The sequence below is a fragment of the Sphingopyxis sp. genome (assembly GCF_016793825.1).
Classification (GTDB): Bacteria; Pseudomonadota; Alphaproteobacteria; order Sphingomonadales; family Sphingomonadaceae; genus Sphingopyxis.
This window is the reverse complement of record NZ_JAEULM010000050.1, coordinates 64,902-82,724: the sequence shown is the minus strand read 5'-3', so window position 1 is coordinate 82,724 and position 17,823 is coordinate 64,902. Positions and strand designations below refer to the sequence as shown.

The 17,823-nt window shown below is 63.8% G+C and carries 13 protein-coding genes; 7 read left to right on the top strand and 6 right to left on the bottom strand.

The genetic code is table 11. The annotated features are described in order from the left end of the window. The first annotated feature begins 61 nt into the window (after positions 1–61). Both JNM03_RS17610 and JNM03_RS17605 read left to right on the top strand, forming a co-directional pair. Positions 62–1,345 (top strand): MFS transporter, encoded by a 1,284-nt coding sequence (locus tag JNM03_RS17610; RefSeq protein ID WP_294038635.1) that lies wholly within the window; start codon positions 62–64, stop codon positions 1,343–1,345. A gap of 69 nt (positions 1,346–1,414) precedes the next feature. Further along, on the top strand, positions 1,415–2,707 hold the full coding sequence (locus JNM03_RS17605) for a cystathionine gamma-synthase family protein (protein WP_294038634.1): 1,293 nt from the start codon (positions 1,415–1,417) through the stop codon (positions 2,705–2,707). 26 nt (positions 2,708–2,733) lie between these two features. Here JNM03_RS17605 and JNM03_RS17600 read toward each other — a convergent pair whose 3' ends face one another. After that, on the bottom strand, positions 2,734–3,453 hold the full coding sequence (locus JNM03_RS17600) for an HAD family phosphatase (RefSeq protein WP_294038632.1): 720 nt from the start codon (positions 3,451–3,453) through the stop codon (positions 2,734–2,736). A 90-nt stretch (positions 3,454–3,543) separates the two neighbouring features. Between JNM03_RS17600 and JNM03_RS17595 the strand changes: the two genes are divergently transcribed. The 4 genes from JNM03_RS17595 to JNM03_RS17580 are packed head-to-tail and all read left to right on the top strand — an operon-like array spanning position 3,544 to position 7,065. Beyond that, complete coding sequence (locus tag JNM03_RS17595) at positions 3,544–4,650, top strand: MlaE family lipid ABC transporter permease subunit (protein WP_294038630.1); 1,107 nt, start codon at positions 3,544–3,546, stop codon at positions 4,648–4,650. Then, positions 4,650–5,516: an ABC transporter ATP-binding protein gene (locus JNM03_RS17590; protein WP_294038628.1), complete on the top strand. Its 867-nt coding sequence runs from the start codon at positions 4,650–4,652 to the stop codon at positions 5,514–5,516. The genes JNM03_RS17595 and JNM03_RS17590 overlap by 1 nt, the downstream gene beginning before the upstream one ends. Next, positions 5,516–6,457 carry an MlaD family protein gene (locus JNM03_RS17585; protein WP_294038627.1) on the top strand — a complete coding sequence of 314 codons (942 nt, stop codon included), beginning with the start codon at positions 5,516–5,518 and terminating at the stop codon, positions 6,455–6,457. The genes JNM03_RS17590 and JNM03_RS17585 overlap by 1 nt, the downstream gene beginning before the upstream one ends. Before the next feature lie 8 nt (positions 6,458–6,465). Then, positions 6,466–7,065 carry an ABC-type transport auxiliary lipoprotein family protein gene (locus tag JNM03_RS17580; RefSeq protein ID WP_294038625.1) on the top strand — a complete coding sequence of 200 codons (600 nt, stop codon included), beginning with the start codon at positions 6,466–6,468 and terminating at the stop codon, positions 7,063–7,065. A 33-nt stretch (positions 7,066–7,098) separates the two neighbouring features. On the opposite strand, the gene pepN is transcribed toward JNM03_RS17580, so the two are convergent. Next, the gene (gene pepN, locus JNM03_RS17575; RefSeq protein ID WP_294038623.1) at positions 7,099–9,687 is read right to left on the bottom strand and encodes an aminopeptidase N; all 2,589 of its coding nucleotides are present in this window, start codon (positions 9,685–9,687) and stop codon (positions 7,099–7,101) included. A gap of 47 nt (positions 9,688–9,734) precedes the next feature. Here pepN and JNM03_RS17570 point away from each other — a divergent pair, with 47 nt between their 5' ends. Further along, on the top strand, positions 9,735–10,544 hold the full coding sequence (locus JNM03_RS17570; RefSeq protein WP_294038622.1) for an SDR family NAD(P)-dependent oxidoreductase: 810 nt from the start codon (positions 9,735–9,737) through the stop codon (positions 10,542–10,544). 12 nt (positions 10,545–10,556) lie between these two features. Here the strand turns inward: JNM03_RS17570 and JNM03_RS17565 are convergent, their stop codons facing one another. From JNM03_RS17565 to JNM03_RS17550, 4 genes are all read right to left on the bottom strand, one after another. Next, on the bottom strand, positions 10,557–11,822 hold the full coding sequence (locus tag JNM03_RS17565; RefSeq protein ID WP_294038620.1) for a DUF445 domain-containing protein: 1,266 nt from the start codon (positions 11,820–11,822) through the stop codon (positions 10,557–10,559). 72 nt (positions 11,823–11,894) lie between these two features. After that, positions 11,895–15,311 (bottom strand): efflux RND transporter permease subunit, encoded by a 3,417-nt coding sequence (locus JNM03_RS17560; protein WP_294038619.1) that lies wholly within the window; start codon positions 15,309–15,311, stop codon positions 11,895–11,897. Positions 15,312–15,355: 44 nt separating this feature from the next. Beyond that, complete coding sequence (locus tag JNM03_RS17555; protein ID WP_294038698.1) at positions 15,356–16,531, bottom strand: efflux RND transporter periplasmic adaptor subunit; 1,176 nt, start codon at positions 16,529–16,531, stop codon at positions 15,356–15,358. Between the two features lie 318 nt (positions 16,532–16,849). Continuing rightward, a complete protein-coding gene (locus tag JNM03_RS17550) occupies positions 16,850–17,122 on the bottom strand; it encodes a GlsB/YeaQ/YmgE family stress response membrane protein (protein WP_294038617.1) in 273 nt (90 codons plus the stop codon). Positions 17,123–17,823 lie beyond the last annotated feature (701 nt).

Here is a 17,823-nt window from a genome sequence, read left to right as displayed (position 1 = left end):
GAGCGGGGCTCCGGATCGGCTTCGGCGTGGCAAGACAATGTGGGGCGGGGAGAGGAAGCGCATGAAATCCTTGGCGATCCCGCGCAAGCGGCTCGTTTCGATCGTTGGCGGTTCGGCGGGCAATCTGGTCGAATGGTACGACTGGTTCGCCTATGCCGCCTTCGCGATCTATTTCGCGCCGGTATTTTTCCCCAAGGCCGACCCGACCGCACAGCTTTTGAGCACGGCGACAATCTTTGCCGTCGGCTTCGTCATGCGGCCGATCGGGGCGTGGGTGATGGGCCGTTTCGCCGACACGCGCGGTCGCAAGGCCGGACTCTCCTTATCGGTCGCGCTGATGTTCAGCGGATCGATGCTGATCGCGATCGCGCCGACCTATGCGGTGGCGGGGCTGCTCGGGCCGGCAACCCTGCTTGTTGCGCGCATGTTGCAGGGACTGTCGCTCGGCGGCGAATATGGCGCAAGCGCGACCTATCTGTCGGAGATGGCACCGCGCGAGAATCGCGGTTTCTGGGCCAGCTTCCAGTATATGACGCTGATCGGCGGCCAGCTTTGCGCGATTTTCGTGGCGGTGGTGCTGCAAGCCTTCCTGACCGAAGACGAACTGACCGCCTGGGGCTGGCGCATCCCGTTCGTGATCGGCGCGCTGCTCGCGCTCGGCGTCTACCTGCTTCGCCGCAATCTGGCCGAGACGCCATCGTTCGAGAATCAGGCGGTCGACCGCCCGGCTTCGACGGCAAGGCTGCTATGGACCGACCATCGGCGCGAAAGCATCCTGGTCGGAATGCTGTCTGCGGGCGGCGGGCTCGCGGCCTATACCTACACCAGTTACATGCAGAAATATCTGTTCAACACCGTCGGCTTCGACAAGGCGACCGCGACCTATATCATCGCGGTCGCGCTGATATGGTTCACGATTATGCAACCGGTGTTCGGTGCGCTTGCCGACCGGTTCGGGCGCAAGCCGATGCTGCTGCTCTTTGGGATTGGCGGCGCCCTCGTCGCGGTTCCGACCTTCCTGACGCTCGAGACGGTGACCTCCCCGGTGACGGCGACGCTGCTCATCCTGATCCCGCTGACCCTGCAGGCGGGCTACAGCGCGAACAACGCGCTGGTGAAGGCCGAACTCTTCCCGGCGCACATTCGCGGCCTGGGCGTGGCGCTGCCTTATGCGATCGGCAACGCGATCTTTGCAGGAACGCTGGAAATGGTCGCGCTGGGTCTCAAGGGCGCCGGGCTGGAGTGGGTGTTCTATTTCTACGTCGCGATCGTCATCGGCATGGCGGGCGTCGCGACGCTGATGCTCCCCGAAACGAAGGACCGCAGCCTGATCGTCGAGGATTGACCGCGCAACATAGTTTCAAAAGAAACCGCTGCTGCTATAGGGGGCTTCAACCTCACAGGAGCACCCCCCATGTCCACGCGCGGCAACCCCAAGATGAACAGCAGGAAAGTCGGCGACAAGGACCTCAGTCCCGCGACGTTGATGATGGGACTCGGATATGATCCCATGCTGTCGGAGGGGTCGCTGAAGCCGCCGATCTTCCTGACGTCGACTTTCGCCTTCGAAAGCGCGGCGGCCGGCAAACGATTCTTCGAGCATATCACCGGCAAGCGCGAAGGGCCGGCCGACGGCCTTGTCTATTCGCGCTTCAACGGCCCGAACCAGGAAATCGTCGAAGACCGACTAGCAGTATGGGACGGCGCGGAAGATTGCCTTGTCTTTTCAAGCGGCATGTCGGCGATCGCGACGATGCTCCTCGCCCTCGTCGGCCAGAATGACGTGATCGTCCATTCGGGTCCGCTCTATGCGGCAACCGAAACGCTGATCGCGCGCATCCTGTCGCGCTTCGGCGTCAGCTTCGTCGATTTCCCCGCCGGCGCGACGCGCGAGGAGATCGACGACATCCTCGCGCGCGCCCAAACGCTGGCAGACGAAAAGGGCGGCAAGGTCGCACTCGTCTATCTGGAAAGCCCGGCGAACCCGACCAACGCACTCGTCGATGTCGAGGCGGTCCGCGCCGCGCGCGACGCCGCTTTTACCGGCGAACAAAAACCCGCAATCGCGATCGACAACACCTTCCTCGGCCCGCTGTGGCAACAGCCGCTGAAACAGGGGGCAGACCTCGTCGTCTATAGCCTCACCAAATATGCGGGCGGCCATTCGGACCTGGTCGCCGGCGGCGTGTCGGGCAGCCAGACGCTCATCAACTCGATCCGTCCGATGCGCAACACGATCGGCACGATCTGCGATCCCAATACCGCATGGATGCTGCTTCGCAGCCTCGAAACGCTGGAACTGCGAATGAGCCGCGCGGGCGAGAACGCGCTGAAGGTCTGCACATTCCTGCGCGATCACCCGAAGGTCGAAGGACTGGGCTATCTCGGTTTCATCAGCGACGCACGGCAAAAGGACATCTTCGACCGTCACTGCACGGGCGCGGGTTCGACCTTCTCGCTCTTCATCAAGGGCGGCGAAGCCGAGAGCTTCCGTTTCCTCGACGCGCTACGTATCGCGAAACTGGCGGTCAGCCTCGGCGGCACGGAAACACTCGCCAGCCACCCCGCCGCGATGACCCATCTGTCGGTTCCCGATGAACGCAAGAAGGCGCTCGGCATCACCGACAATCTGGTGCGCGTATCGATCGGGATCGAGAATGCCGACGACCTGATCGCCGACTTCGCGCAGGCGCTGGACGCGGTCTGATGCCTCGCTTCGCTGGCGCGCGGGGATTACTTCCCGGCGCGCCAGTCGACCACCTGCCAACCCATCTTCGGCGCCAGCAGCTTCAGCTTGCGCGACGGCGTCGTGGCCACCGCTTCGTCGGCGAAACGCAACATCGGATGATCGGATACATGGTCTGAATAAGCCCGGACATGCGCTTGATCACGGGTGATTTCATTCGCCGCGAGCCAGTCCGAAATGCGCGCGAACTTCGCCTCTCCATAACAATTGTCGCCTGCCAGCCGCGCATGAATATGATCGGCACCGTCGGGCTCGTCGAGCCGCGTCGCAAGCACGTCGTCGATCCCCAGCCGCCGCGCGATCGCATCGACATACAGGTGGAAGGATGCGGTCGCCAGCAACAACCGGTACCCTGCCTCGCGGTCGGCGGCGATCTGCTCGATCGCCGCGTGGTGAAGCCCGCGCGCGACCACCTTGTCGGCATAGCTTTCGGCAAGCGGCGAAATTTCGGTACGACTGAAACGGCTGCCGACAAGAAGGCGCAGATTGATCGCCTTCAGCCGCGACCGGTCGATCAGGCGCAAGCTATAGCCGAACCCGGCAAGCGCGACGAACGGCAGAAGAAGCAGCCGCCATTGCTGGCGCCGTCTTGCGACATGCATCAAGAATCCGCTGTAAGTCCCTGATCTGGTTATCGTCCGATCCATGTCATACATTGCGACACGGTGCGCATAATCGGTCGGTGGGGCGGCGGGCGGAATTTCCATACCGATGTCATAGGGCCGCGCCGCGCTGCGGCCAAGGGGGGCGGGATTCGCTTGCCGTTCCAAATGAAATAAGACAATGTCGCCCGCGAGATGGTGGCCCGGGCGGACTTCGACTACAGCGATGGCGCCAAGGGTGCCGCGGTTCGCTTTACCGGCCGGCTGACGCTGGCGCGGCTTGGTGACCTTCCGGCACGGCTCGACGAACTCGGCCCGATCGAATCGCTCGACCTTTCCCAAATCGAACGGATCGATACCGTCGGCGCGTGGATCGTCACCCGCACGATCAATGATCATGGTGCGACCGTGACCGGCGCCAGCCCGGAAGCGCGACGGCTTCTCGATGCGCTGAAGGACGACAAGAGCGCGTTTCGCGTCCACCGCGATCGCCGCTCGGCGATCGAACGCATGCTGGACCAGGTCGGCCTGGCAAGCATCGCGATCTGGCGCGAACTGATCGGGATCATCGATTTCTTCGGCGCGATGATCGTGTCGCTGTTCGTCCAGATCCGCGCGCGGCGCCGGCTCCGCTGGAATGCCGTCGTCACCCGGTTCCAGGCGGTCGGCGTCGATGCGCTGCCGATCATCGGCCTGATGAGTTTCCTCATCGGCATCGTCATCGCACAGCAAGGTGCGGTGCAACTCGAACAATTCGGGCTCGAGGTGTTCACGATCAACCTCGTCGGCCGCGCCTCGATCCGCGAACTCGGCCTCCTGATGACCGCGATCATGGTCGCCGGCCGATCGGGTTCGGCCTTCGCGGCGCAGATCGGAACGATGAAGCTGACCGAAGAAGTCGATGCGATGCGCACAATCGGCGTATCGCCAATGGAAGCGATCGTGCTGCCCCGCGTCGCCGCCTCGACGATCACGATGCCGCTGCTGGGCTTTTACGCCAGCCTGTGCGCGATCGCCGGTGGCGGGGTCTTCTGCTGGGTCGGGCTCGACATACCGCCCCTCACCTATGTCCAGCGGCTGCGCGAAATCATCCCGATGACCGATTTCTACATCATGCTGATCAAGGCGCCGGTGTTCGGAATCCTGATCGGTGTCACCGGCTGCTATGAAGGCATGCAGGTGCGCCAGAACGCCGAGGAGGTCGGTAAGCGGACCACCTCGGCGGTGGTGGCCGCAATCTTTCTCGTCATCGTTCTCGACGCCTTCTTCGCGGTGTTCTTCTCGTCGCTGGGGTGGAATTGATGAGCGAGGAGGTCCAGGCCGAAATCAAGGAGGAACTCGCCGCTGCCGACGCCGTGCGCCCCGAAAAATTCGAGTATGCGATCCGTATCCGCGGCCTGCGCAACCAGTTCGGCGACGCGATCATCCACGACAACCTCGACCTCGACGTGCGATCAGGCGAGATATTGGGCGTGGTCGGCGGCTCCGGCACCGGAAAATCGGTGCTTATGCGGTCGATCGTCGGGCTCCAGACGCCGACAGCGGGCGAGATCGAAGTCTATGGCAAGACGCTCGACACGATCACGGATGCCGAGGAATCGCGCGACCTTCGTCGCCGCTGGGGCGTCATGTTCCAGGGTGGCGCCCTCTTTTCAACGCTGAGCGTCGCCGAAAATATCCAGGTCCCGCTGCGCGAATATTATCCGCGGCTGGACCAGCGACTGCTCGACGAGATCGCCGCGTACAAGGTGTCGATGGTCGGCCTGCCGCCCGATGCCGGCCCCAAATATCCCGCCGAACTGTCGGGCGGCATGGTCAAGCGTGCCGGCCTCGCCCGCGCGCTTGCGCTCGATCCCGCGCTGCTCTTTCTCGACGAGCCTACCGCGGGCCTTGATCCGATCGGCGCTGCCAAGTTCGACGAACTGATCCGCGAGCTTGCCGATACGATGGGCCTGACCGTTTTCCTGATAACCCACGATCTCGACTCGCTGTATGCGACATGCGACCGGGTCGCGGTCCTGGCGGAAAAGCATGTGATCGCAGTCGGCACGATCCCCGAACTGCTTGCCACCGAGCATCCGTGGATACAGGATTATTTCAACGGGCCGCGCGGCCGGGCCGCCGCCAATTGCAAACAGGCCGTCGAACGGCAGGATGGGAAAAGCTGATGGAAACACGATCGAACAATGTGCTCGTCGGCGCTTTCGTCCTCTTCTTTGTCGCCGCACTCGCGATCTTCGTCGTCTGGCTGGCGAACGACAGCGGCGGGACGAAGCGCGAATATGATATTTATTTCAAACAGTCGGTGGACGGACTCAACAAGGGCGCACAGGTGCAATATTCAGGCGTGCCCGTCGGCCAGGTGCGACAGATCGCACTGCTCCCCGACGATCCGCAGTTCGTTCGCGTGCGGATTGAGGTGAACGAGGGGGTCCCGATCCTGCAAGGCACCACCGCGGCGCTGGAGGGTGTCGGCTTTACTGGCGTCTCGCAGATTTCGCTCGACGGCGGGGTGAAGGGCGCGCCGCCGATCACCGACAAGGGGCCCGATGGCAAACCCGTCATCCCCAACCGCGTCGGCGGGCTCGGCGAACTTCTGAACACCGCGCCGCAGCTCCTGCAACGCCTCTCCACGCTCTCCGAACGGCTCGCCGAACTGGCCGATGATGAAAATCAGGCCAGCATCAAGGGCATTCTCAACAATGTCGAGGCATCGACCGCGATCCTCGCCCGCAATGGCCCTGCGATCGAAAAGGCACTCGCCGACACGCGCATCGCGATCCAGCAGACCGGCAACGCCGCCGAGCAGATCGGCAACCTCGCGGCCGCGACGCAGGGCACGATCGATCGCAACGTCGATCCGGCCATGGCCAACCTGCGCGACACGCTGAAATCCGCAAATAATTCGATCAGGACCCTCGAGGCGGCAATTTCCGACGCCCGACCGGGGCTCAAGACGTTCAGCGAGACGACAATCCCCGAAGCCAATGCGCTGATCCGCGACCTGCGCCGTACCTCTGCGTCGCTGTCGAGCCTGACCGACAAGCTCGACCAGCAAGGCGCCGGCGCGGTCCTCAGCGGCAGCAAGCTGCCCGATTACAAGGAATGACGATGCCCATGATAGGAAAACTCCGTGCGCCGTTGCTCTGTGCTACGCTCGCCGTGACGCTGTCGGGCTGTATCGGACTCGGCGGAAAGACGCCGCCTTTCCTGCTGACCCTCGATCCCGATACCGCACCGCAAGCGGGCGCGGCGCGTACGGCGGCCGAGGCGGCGACATTGACGATCCTCATCCCCACCGCTCCGCAAAAGCTGCGCACGACGCGCATTCCGGTGCAGCAGGACGACGCCAGCGTGACCTATGTGAAGGATGCGCAATGGGTCGAGGCGCCGTCGCGCCTGTTCCAGCGACTGGTGTCCGAAACCGTCGCGGCGCGCACGGCGCGCGTCGTTCTGGACGAGGGGCAATATCTGACCGCTCCCGGCGAGCAGCTCGCCGGACAGCTCATGGAATTCGGCGTCGATGCCCGGTCGAACGAGGCGGTCGTCGTCTTTCAGGCGATGCTCGTCTCGGCGGGCGGCAAGACCGTCACCCAGCGCCGTTTCGAAGTGCGCGAACCGATCGGCGGCAAGGTCGAAGCCAAGCCTGTCGGCGAGGCGCTGACGCGCGCAGCGAACAAGGTAGCCGCCGATGTCACCGGGTGGCTGGGTGGATGACCCCTTCCCCTGCCGCAACGGCAGAGGCGTTCTTCAACCCAGCAAACTCTTGCTCGCCTGCTCCGTCACGTCGCGTGACAGCCCCGGCTGGGCGAGGATGCGGCCGAGCTCCGCTTTCATCATCTCTGCGCGTGCATCGTCGAAACGCTTCCAGCGGCCGAGCGGCGGGATCATCTTCGCCGCCGTTTGAGGATTCTTGGGATCGAGCGCGATGACGAGGTCGGCGATCAGCCTGTAGCCCGCCCCGTCGCCCTGGTGGAACGCGGCCTGATTACCGGTCAACGCGCCGTAAAGCGAGCGGACGCGGTTGGGGTTGGAAAGCGTGAAGTCGGGATGCTGCGAGAGCGCCTTGACGGCTTCGACCGTGTCGGGCCGCATCGACCAGGACTGCACCTGAAACCATTTGTCGAGGACGAGCGGATTGTCGCGATAGCGCTGGTAGAAAATGTCGAGAGCGTGCGTCCGCTCGTCGCTTTCTCCATGCGCAAGCGTCGCAAGCGCGGCTTGCCGTTCGGTCATGCCATCGGCGTCGGAGAAGATCCTGAACGCCAGCGCGGGCGCATCCTCGATACCGGTCGCGGCCAGATAGGCAAGCGCGACACCGCGCAGACGGCGACCGCCTTTTGCCTTGCGCGACAGGATTGCGGCGGGCGGCGCGACCTCGGCCAGAATCGCGCGCCATTCGCTTTCGAGAGCGCGGCCGATCGCCGCCTGCAACGCCAGCCGCTCGCGGCGGATCGCGTCGGGATCGACGGTCACCATCTGATCGCCGATGAACGCCTCGCTCGGCAACAGGATGGCTTCGGCGACGAAAGCGGGATCGGCGGCGCGCCCGCGGAGCGTCAGCGCGACGGCGTCGATCACCGACTGGGCGTCGGCGGTCTCCCCCGACACCGCAAGGACGAGGGTATCGAGCATCAACTGCTGGAGCGCTTCGTAGCGCGCGAAGGGATCGTCGTCATGCGCGGCGAGCCAGGCCAGTTCGCCGGGGGCACGCTCGAAATCGATGATCACGGGCGCCGAAAAGCCCCGATTGACCGACAGCGCCGGACGGGCGACGAAACGACCCAGCGCAATGCGCTGTGTCGCGCCGGTCAGCGTGACGAGTGAATCGGAAAGCCCGCCCGCACCGTCCATCGCGAACGCGGCAAGGCGCAGCGGCATCATGGCGGGCTGCTTGTCAGGCTGTCCCGGCGTCGGCGGCACCATCTGCGCGACATCGAGGAACCATTCTCCGCTTTCCTCGGCAAGTGACAGGCGAAGACGCGGGGTTCCGGCCTGCTCGTACCAGCGGCGGAACAATGTCAGGTCGATCCCGCCGCCCTCCTCCATGGCGCGGACGAAATCCTCGCAGGTCGCGGCTTCGCCGTCGTGGCGGTCGAAATACAGGTCCGTGCCTTTGCGAAAGCGATCGGGCCCAAGCAGGGTCGCCATCATGCGGATGATCTCGGCGCCCTTGTTGTAGACGGTCGCGGTATAGAAGTTCGAGATTTCCTGATAGCTGTCGGGCCGGATCGGATGCGCCAGCGGGCCGGCATCCTCCGGGAACTGCGCCGCGCGGAGCAACCGGACATCCTCGATCCGCTTGACGGGCGGCGATCCCATATCGGCCGAAAAGCTCTGATCGCGAAAGACCGTGAAGCCCTCTTTCAGGCTGAGCTGGAACCAGTCGCGGCAGGTGACGCGATTGCCCGACCAGTTGTGGAAATACTCGTGTGCCACGACGCCTTCGACCCCATTATAGTCGAGGTCGGTCGCGGTGTCGGGATCGGCCAGGATGTACCGGGTGTTGAAGATGTTCAGCCCCTTGTTCTCCATCGCCCCCATGTTGAAATCGCTGACCGCGACGATGTTGAACAGGTCGAGGTCATATTCACGACCATAGACGCGCTCGTCCCACGCCATGCTGTTCTTGAGCGCCTGCATCGCGTGCCCGGTTCGCGGCGCATCGCCGTCGCGCACCCAGATACCCAGTTCGACCTTGCGGCCCGACATGGTGACGAACTCGTCACGATTGACGACAAGATCGCCCGCAACGAGCGCGAACAGATAGGACGGCTTCGGCCAGGGGTCTTCCCACAACGCCCAGTGATCGCTGCCTTCCTCGCCCGACGCGACGCAATTGCCGTTCGAAAGCAGGATCGGAAACATCGTCTTGTCGCCCGCCATTCGCACCTTGTAGCGACTGAGCACGTCGGGCCGGTCGGGATGGAAGGTGATGCGGCGAAACCCCTCGGCTTCGCATTGGGTACAAAGCATGCCGTTCGATGCGTACAGGCCCATCAGCTGGGTGTTGGCGCCGGGATCGATCACCGTATCGACCTCGACCACCGCCGCGGCCCGATCGCCAAGGTCGACGATCAGGTCGGGTCCATCCATGCGCCAGTCGTTCCAGCTTTCGCCATCGACACGCACCGCTGCGGCGGCCAGTCCATCGCCGCGCAAGGTCAGCGGCACCGGCGCATCGCCATGGCGCACCACCGAAAGCGCCGCCGATACGCGGGTCTCTTCGATACCCAGAGCGAAATCGAGCGCGATGTCGGGAACCTGCCATTCGGGCGGACGATAGTCGCCGCGATGGATCGTGGCAGGGATGGCGGGGGTGGAAGAGGCATCGGTCATACACTGGGGTCTAGGCGCGGCACGTCAGGCGCGCAATAAGGTGCACGATGGCGAACATGCTGATTTTCGGAATGGGCTATGCGGCGGGACAGCTCGCGGACCGGCTGCGCGCCCGCGGCTGGGACGTTCGCGGCACGACGCGCGACGGGCGCGGCGACAGCCTCGCATTCGCCGACGAAGCCGCGGTGATCGGCGCCCTGCGAGACGCGACGCATATCCTGTCGTCAGTGCCGCCGACGGACGGGATCGATCCGGTGCTGGCGCGATATGGACAAGCGCTTGCCGTCGCGCCCGGCCGCTGGACAGGCTATCTGTCCTCGACCGGCGTCTATGGCGACGCGGGCGGAGCATGGGTCGACGAAGGCGCGCCCGTAAAGGGCCGCCGCGCGGACCGCAACGCCGCAGACGCCGCGTGGGTCGCGCTGCGCGGCGATGTCCGCGTCTTTCGCCTGCCCGGCATCTATGGTCCCGGCCGTTCGATCCTCGATCGTATCGAAGCGGGCCGCGCGCATCGCGTCGATCTCCCCGAACAGGTCTTCAGCCGCATCCATGTCGATGACATCGCGAGCGGGGTGATCGCATCGTTCAAAGAAGGGCCGGCCGGCGTCTACAACCTCGCCGACGACGAACCGTGCCACCAGAACCGCCTGGTCGAGTGGGGATGCGCGATGCTGGGCACGCCGCTGCCGCCGTTGCGAACGCTGGACGAAGCGGGCCTGTCGCCCGCGGCACGGGCCTTTTACGCCGAAAACCGCCGCGTTGCGAACGGCAAGGCGAAGCGGATGCTGGGATGGGCGCCGGAATATCCGACGTGGCGCGAAGGGCTGGCGGCCTGCAAACGATCGTCGCGCCGCTGAAGGAACCATGTCTTAGAGCAGCACGTCGACCGTGTGGATCAGCACGCCCACCAGCCCGCCGACCAGCGTGCCGTTGATGCGGATGTATTGCAGGTCGTCGCCCACCGCATTTTCCAGCCGGTCGGTGATCGTCTTCGCATCCCAGCCGCGGATCGTGTCCGACACCAGCTTCAACGCGGTCTCGCCATAGCTGTCGACCATTCCGACAACGGCGCGGCGCGCATATCGGTTGAGCGTGCGTTTGATCGCGATGTCCTCGCCGAGCATCGCGCCGAACTGGGTGAACAATTCGCCGATCCGTCCCGCAAGCATGGTTTCGGGATCGCGCGCGGCCTTGAGCAGCGCGCCGCGTCCCTGCTCCCACAGGCCGTCGAGCCAACGTTTGACCGCCTTGTTCTCGAGCAATTCGTCGCGAACGCGGGCGACTTTCGCCTTCACTTCGGGGTCGTGCTGCAGGTCGAGCGCCATCTTGGCGAGCCCTTCCTCGACGCGGTGACGGAGCGGATGCGTTTCATCGACGGCCATTTCGCTCAGCAGTTTCGAAAGGCCGGCGACGATGCGGTTCGAAATACTCTCATCCAACCCGGTAAAGCGCACGATCGCATTGGAATTGTCGTGCACCATCTGGTGGATCAGATGCTCGTTCAGCTCGAGCGTCTTCGATCCCCATTTGACCATCGCATCGAGCAAGGGCTGATGCCGCCCCTCGGCCAGCGCGGCCTGTAACGCTTGTCCCAGCAGCGGCGCGACGTCGAGTTCGCGCAGCCGGTCGGCAATCGCCGATTTGACCATTCCGCCAAGCCGCTGTTGATCGAGCGCTCCCAGCCCGTCGGCGATGATCCGCGACGCGCCGAGCTTCAACCGGCCGCCGCCCTCGGCCGGCTGGGACAGGAATTTGCCCACCGCGCCCGCGACATCGACGGTCTGCATCTTGCGCGCGATCAGCCGCGGCAGCAGGAAATTGGTGAGCAGGAAGCGCGCCAGCGTGTCGCCGATGCGGTTCTTGTTACGCGGCACGATCGCGGTATGCGGAATGGGCAGCCCCATCGGGTGACGGAACAGCGCCGTCACCGCGAACCAGTCGGCCAGCCCGCCGACCATCGCCGCCTCGGCAAAGGCGCGAACGAAGCCCACTGCCGGGTGAACGTCCTGGAAATATCTGGCGGCAAGGAACACCGCCGCCATCACGATCAGCAATCCGGTCGCAACGACACGGATATTGGAGCCTTTCGTCGGTATGGCAACGCCCATCGGCCGGGAGAGCATCTGGTCGGTCATGCGAACCAAATGGCGAAACGCGGCAAAGGTTGCAACCGGTGCAGTGGTTTACCGCACCGGCCGACCTTCATGTCACTCGGCCGGTTCAGGCGCCGGCGCCGAATGCGGCCTGGTGTCGTCGCCCTTGCGATAGGTCAGAAGATTGCTCGAGAAGAATCGACCGAGACGCTTTTCCACGCTGTCGGCCAGGCTGAAGCCCGCGGGGACGATCAGCAAGGTCAGCAGTGTCGACAGCGCCAGGCCGCCGATCACCACGACGCCCATCGGCGCGCGCCACGCGCCGTCGCCGGAGAGTGACAGTGCCGTCGGCACCATACCCGCGACCATTGCGACCGTCGTCATCACGATCGGCTGCGCACGCTTGCGACCGGCGTCGAGCAACGCATCCATCTTGCTGACGCCATGATCCATTTCCTCGATCGCGAAATCGACGAGCAGGATGGAATTCTTTGCCACGATGCCGAGCAGCATGAGCAGGCCGATGAAGACGGGCATGGAGATTTCCATGCCGGCGACCCAAAGTCCAAGCAGACCGCCAAGCGGCGCCAGCAGCAGCGACGACATGTTGACGAGTGGCGACAGGAACCGGCGATACAGCAGAACCAGCGTCGAGAAGACGAGTGCAAGGCCCGCAACCACCGCAATGATGAAGTTCTGGATCAATTCCTCCATGAACTTCTGCTGGCCCTGCACGATCTTGCGGATACCCTGCGGCATGTTCTTCACGGCCGGCAAGGCGTCGATCTTCTTCTGCGCATCGCTTGTGACAAGGCCCGGCGCCAGGTCGGCGCCGATGACGACGCGGCGCGTCTGATTGTAACGCCGTAACTCGGTCGGGCCGGCGCCAAAGCTGATTTCCGCCACCGCCTTCAGCGGAACCGTCGTGCCCCGCGTCGTCGGCACAGGCAGGCCCTCCAGCGTCGCAAGGCTGCGGCGTGAATCCTCCGACAGCAGGACGCGGATCGGGATCTGGCGATCGGACAGCGAGAATTTCGCCGCATTCTGATCAATATCACCCAGGGTCGCGATGCGTATCGTCTGGCTGAGCGCGGCCGTGGTGACCCCCAGATCGGCGGCAAGGTCCATGCGCGGGTTGATGATGATTTCAGGCCTCGGGATGTCGCCTTCGATACGGACCGAACGAAGCTCCTTGAGCGCGCTCATCTCCTTGACGATCGTCAGCGCATGTTTTTCCAGTGCCGCGGGGTCATCGCCGCCGATGATAAAGCTGATATCGCGGCCGGAAAAACCACCCGACTGGCTCTGGAACGAAACGCGCGCGTCGGGAATCGCGGCCATCTTCGGCTGAAGCCGCCGCTCCCAATCGACACTGCTCGCGTCGCGATCCTTCTTCAGCGTGATATACACCCCGCCGCCGCCGACATTGACGTCATAGAAGGCGTTGTCGACGTTGCGATCAGCCATCAGGATCGTGTTGATCTGGTTCGAAATCTTCTCGCTCTGCGCAAGCGTCGATCCCGGCGGCAGCTCATAGGTGATCTGGCTGTAGTCGCTGTTGATCGTCGGCTGAAACTGGCTGGGCAACATCACGAACATGACAATGCTCCAGATGAAGGCAACGAGGCCAATGCCGACGATCCATACCCGATGGTCGAAGGCCCGCGCCCAGGCGCGCTGCGCCATCGACTTGGCCCACTGCGTGAATGCCCACTGCCGCATCCCAAGCGCATAAGCGCCGCCGCCGACGATGATCTGCAACAGCGAAACGACCAGATAAGCCACGATCAACGCGATCGGTGTCAGCAGCAGGAAGTGCAGCGCCGCGTTGGGCGCATCCTGCCCTACCGGCACCGGCCTGAAGTAGGAGAAGGTCATCGCCACGGCCGCGAGAGCGGCGGCGATCAAGGGCACAGCCAGAAAGACCAGCCGCGTCGGCGTCAGCTCATAGCGCGCCCGGACAGCCCCATGCTTGGTACTGTCGAGCGTCCAGGACAGAATACGTTCGTACCGATCGACCCACGGCCCGACCGCATGCTCCTTTTCGCCCTCTGCCGAGAGGAAATAGGCCGCGATCATTGGCGTGATCATACGCGCGACCGCCAGGCTGACCAACACCGCAAAGACGACGGTCATGCCGAACTGGATGAAGAACTGGCCCGAAACACCCGGCATGAGCGCGACCGGCAGGAAGACCGCGACGATCGACATGGTCGTCGCGACGACGGCCAACCCGATTTCGTCGGCGGCGTCGATCGCCGCCTGATAAGCCGTCTTCCCCATTCGCATGTGCCGGACGATATTTTCGATCTCCACGATCGCATCATCGACCAGCACGCCCGCCACAAGGCTGAGCGCCAGCAGCGACAGGCCGTTCAACGAAAAGCCCATCATTTCCATGAACCAGAAGGTCGGGATCGCGGATAGCGGGATGGCCATCGCGCTGATCAACGTCGCGCGCCAGTCGCGCAGGAACAGGAAAACGACGACGACGGCGAGGATCGCTCCCTCGATCATAGCGGCCATCGAGCTGCGATACTGCTCCTTGGTATATTCGGTGCGCGTGAAGAGGATCTTGAAATCGACCTTGGGGTTGTTCTTCTTGATCTCCTCCAGCTTCTTCATCGCCTCGTCATGGACGGTGACATCCGACGAACCCTTTGCCTTTTCGATCGAAAAGCTCAGCACCTGCCGACCACGAATCTTGGCCAGATTGCGCTGTTCGGCATAACCGTCGGTCACAGTGGCAACCTCGGAAAGGCGGATCGTGCGTCCGTTGCCGATCGAGATACGGGTTTCGCCCAGCTGGAAGGCGTTCCCCGCGTTGCCGAGCACCCGCACGGCCTGTTCGGAACCGGCAATTTCGGTACGACCGCCCGCGGCGTTCACATTGACCTGTCGCAACTGCTGGTTGATCTGGCTCGCGGTCACGCCATAGCTTTGCATGCGCGCAGGATCGAGGATGACGCGGATTTCCCGATCGACCCCGCCAGAGCGGCTGACGCGGGCCATTCCCTGAATCGACAGCAAGTCCTTGGCGACCGTATTGTCGACGAACCAGGACAATTGCTCCAGTGTCATGTCGGTCGCTTCGACCGCGAAATAAGTGATCGGCCCGCCCGCGAAATCGACGCGCGCCACCTGCGGCTCCAATATGCCGTCGGGCAGGTCGCTGCGGATCTGCTGGACGGCCTGATTGACGTCATTGTACGCGCGGTCGATCGGCGTCCCGATCGCGAACTGCACCATCGTGCGGCTGTTGCCTTCACCGACATAGGACGACATGTCCTCGACGCCGCTCACACTGCGAACGGCTGCCTCGATGCGCTGCGTCACTTGCGTCTCAAGCTCGGTCGGCGCTGCGCCCGGCTGCGACACAACAACCTGTACGGCCGGGAATTCGACATCGGGATTATCGTTCACGTCCATCCGGTTGAAGCTGACGACCCCCGCCAGCAACAACAGGACGAACAGGACGATCGGCGGCACCGGGTTGCGAATGCACCAGGCGGAAATGTTGCGAAAGCTCATGATTCAACGCCTTTTGTGCGCGTGCTGCCCGAAGAAATGGTTCGTTACTGCGACGATTTCTGAACCACCGGCTTGACCTTGTCGCCGGGGTTGAGGAAGGCACCCGCCAGAACGACGACCTTTTCGTTGCCGGTCAGCCCCGACGCGATCGATACACCGCCGTCGGTAATGGTGCCGACCTTTACGGGCGCGCGCGCGATCTTGTTGTCGTTGCCGACGATCAGCACGAAGCTCCCTTCGGGGCTGCTGTGGACCGCGCTTTCAGGAAGCAGCGGCGCCTGTTCCGTACCCGATACAAGACGTGCGTCAGCAAAGCCGCCGGGACGTAGCGCGGCGCTGTAAGGCACAGCAATGCGCACCGTACCCTGGCGCGTATCCATGTTGATGATCGGCGACACCTGCCACACCTGACCTGCGATCTGCAGGCTGGTGCCTACCGGCGTCACCGTCGCGCTGGTGCCGACCCTGATGCGCTGCAGATCGGCCTCGGCGAGCTGCGCGAGCATTTCCATTTCGCCGCCTTTCGCCATGCGGAACAGGACGCCGCTGCCCGCGCCGACCACCTGGCCGGGTTCGACCTGCCGCGTCAGTACCAGGCCGGCTTCGGGCGCGACGATGTTAAGGCGCCCGTTGCGCGCGACGGCTTCCTGATATTGCGCCTGCGCGACGCGAACTCGCGCGTTGGCGGAATCCCGCGTCGCACGCTTGCGATCCATGTCGGCCTTCGAAATGAACCCGCGCCCGACAAGCGCCTGAGCACGTTCAAGTTCGGCCTGCGCAAGATCGGCGTCGGCTTGGGCTACCTTGATCGACGCGGCGAGGCTTGCCGCCTGTTGCGACTGGACCGAACGGTCGATGATCGCCAGTGTCTGGCCCGCGCCCACCCATTGTCCGGGTTCGACAAGGACGCGAACGACCTGCCCACCTTCGCCCGCGATGCCGACCGGCATTTCGCGCCGCGCAGCGATCGTGCCATTTGCCGTGATGGCGGCCTGAACCGATACGCGGCCCGGGATCATGACGGTCACGTTGGGGATATTCTGCGCCCCCGGTCCGCCGGCTCCGCCGGCCGCCGTACCGTCGCCCTTGCTATGCGCAAAGGCGTACCAGACGCCGAGCAGGACCACCGCGATCAGCGCGACCGCGGCGATTGTCAGCATCCGCTTGCGGCGGCTGTCCTGCTCATCGTAAAAGCTCTGCGTCCCCGCCAGGCTGTCCATCGAATCCACTTTCCGTTCGTAGTTCACGCCATATCCCCTCTGCCGCCCGCAAAAATCCCGACGTCGATCGCCCAGCGATCGCCCCGGCCCGCAAGCGCAGGATAATCCCGTTGAAGGTGTATTACCTTATTAAATCACCGCGTGCAAGAGGCGAAAACCCCCGCCCCTCCTGCTCCTTGGCCGCGCCGCCATAGAGAGGTCCAGCCAGCATTTCCAGCACTTAGGAAAACTACGCCAAGCATGAAAACGGGCGGCCGGAAAGAACCGACCGCCCGATTTGACACCGTCCGATCGCCAGGACCGGATCGGTCGTGCTACTCAGCGGACCCGGCCGCGCCGGATCAGGTTGACGATGGCGAGCAGCAGAATGGCACCGATGAATGCGGTCACCAACGTGCGCCAGTCGAAAGCGTCGCCGCGTAGATGACCACCGCCCAGAAGGCCGCCGAACAGGAGGCGCCCCAGAATCGAGCCAACACAACCGACGATAATGTTCAGGAATATTCCTTGTTGGGCATCGGTACGCATCACAATGCTGGCAAGCCAGCCGATCACGCCGCCCACGACGAGTGCGAGAATGAAGCTAATCATCTTTTTGACCCCCTACGATCATTGTGCGCCTGACCCAGCAGGCTCGACATTGCTACCTCAAATATTTTCAATCGCATAGCGAAATGGCGGAGCGCGCTGCGTGCCCTTTCCGTTCCCCACAGGGCAAGGGTGCAGGGACTGGCGCCTGAAAGGAGTCCGCGCAGCGAACGCCTCGGCAAACAGGGCAATTATCAAACCCACAGGCTTTCTCCCTGCGCGCGAAGGATGACCGTCGCTGCGACGAGAAAATAACCGCGATAAAGGAAAAAGGTTCCCGGCCGTCCCAAGGGACGGAACCGGGAAAAGGGGGATCAGCTCCGGTCGGGGAACTGCTCCGGGTCGCAAGCTTGAGATAAGCACCCAAGTTTGACCGCGGTGTGACCTGCATCACAGGGAGGAAAATTATTTCGGATGTGGCGATCACGACGATGCGGCCGGCGCAGCTTCGCGCAGGCATCCGACCGTCACGGTACGACATATGCCGGGCAGGACGGGTTGGCACGCATGGCGAGCGGGTTGCTCGCGGACGTCGCGCGCAAACGAAATGGGGGCCGACATCGCTGCCAACCCCCACTATCCGGTTGTTGATCCCGCGTACCCCGCCCCGCTTCATCCCGGTCCGCCGATCCGAAGACCTGCAGCCCGCAAAACGATGCGCCGCGACGCACGCCAGAGCAATCCGGCGACGGTTTGGTCGGCCC

Excerpts from the sequence above, each read along its gene's own strand:
- JNM03_RS17550 (WP_294038617.1), bottom strand. The coding sequence starts at position 17,122 with ATGATTAGCTTCATTCTCGCACTCGTCGTGGGCGGCGTGATCGGCTGG.
- JNM03_RS17570 (WP_294038622.1), top strand. The coding sequence starts at position 9,735 with ATGGCGAACATGCTGATTTTCGGAATGGGCTATGCGGCGGGACAGCTC.
- JNM03_RS17565 (WP_294038620.1), bottom strand. The coding sequence starts at position 11,822 with ATGACCGACCAGATGCTCTCCCGGCCGATGGGCGTTGCCATACCGACG.
- JNM03_RS17605 (WP_294038634.1), top strand. The coding sequence starts at position 1,415 with ATGTCCACGCGCGGCAACCCCAAGATGAACAGCAGGAAAGTCGGCGAC.
- JNM03_RS17585 (WP_294038627.1), top strand. The coding sequence starts at position 5,516 with ATGGAAACACGATCGAACAATGTGCTCGTCGGCGCTTTCGTCCTCTTC.
- JNM03_RS17580 (WP_294038625.1), top strand. The coding sequence starts at position 6,466 with ATGATAGGAAAACTCCGTGCGCCGTTGCTCTGTGCTACGCTCGCCGTG.
- JNM03_RS17595 (WP_294038630.1), top strand. The coding sequence starts at position 3,544 with ATGGTGGCCCGGGCGGACTTCGACTACAGCGATGGCGCCAAGGGTGCC.
- JNM03_RS17590 (WP_294038628.1), top strand. The coding sequence starts at position 4,650 with ATGAGCGAGGAGGTCCAGGCCGAAATCAAGGAGGAACTCGCCGCTGCC.
- JNM03_RS17560 (WP_294038619.1), bottom strand. The coding sequence starts at position 15,311 with ATGAGCTTTCGCAACATTTCCGCCTGGTGCATTCGCAACCCGGTGCCG.
- JNM03_RS17610 (WP_294038635.1), top strand. The coding sequence starts at position 62 with ATGAAATCCTTGGCGATCCCGCGCAAGCGGCTCGTTTCGATCGTTGGC.
- pepN (WP_294038623.1), bottom strand. The coding sequence starts at position 9,687 with ATGACCGATGCCTCTTCCACCCCCGCCATCCCTGCCACGATCCATCGC.
- JNM03_RS17555 (WP_294038698.1), bottom strand. The coding sequence starts at position 16,531 with ATGGACAGCCTGGCGGGGACGCAGAGCTTTTACGATGAGCAGGACAGC.
- JNM03_RS17600 (WP_294038632.1), bottom strand. The coding sequence starts at position 3,453 with ATGGAAATTCCGCCCGCCGCCCCACCGACCGATTATGCGCACCGTGTC.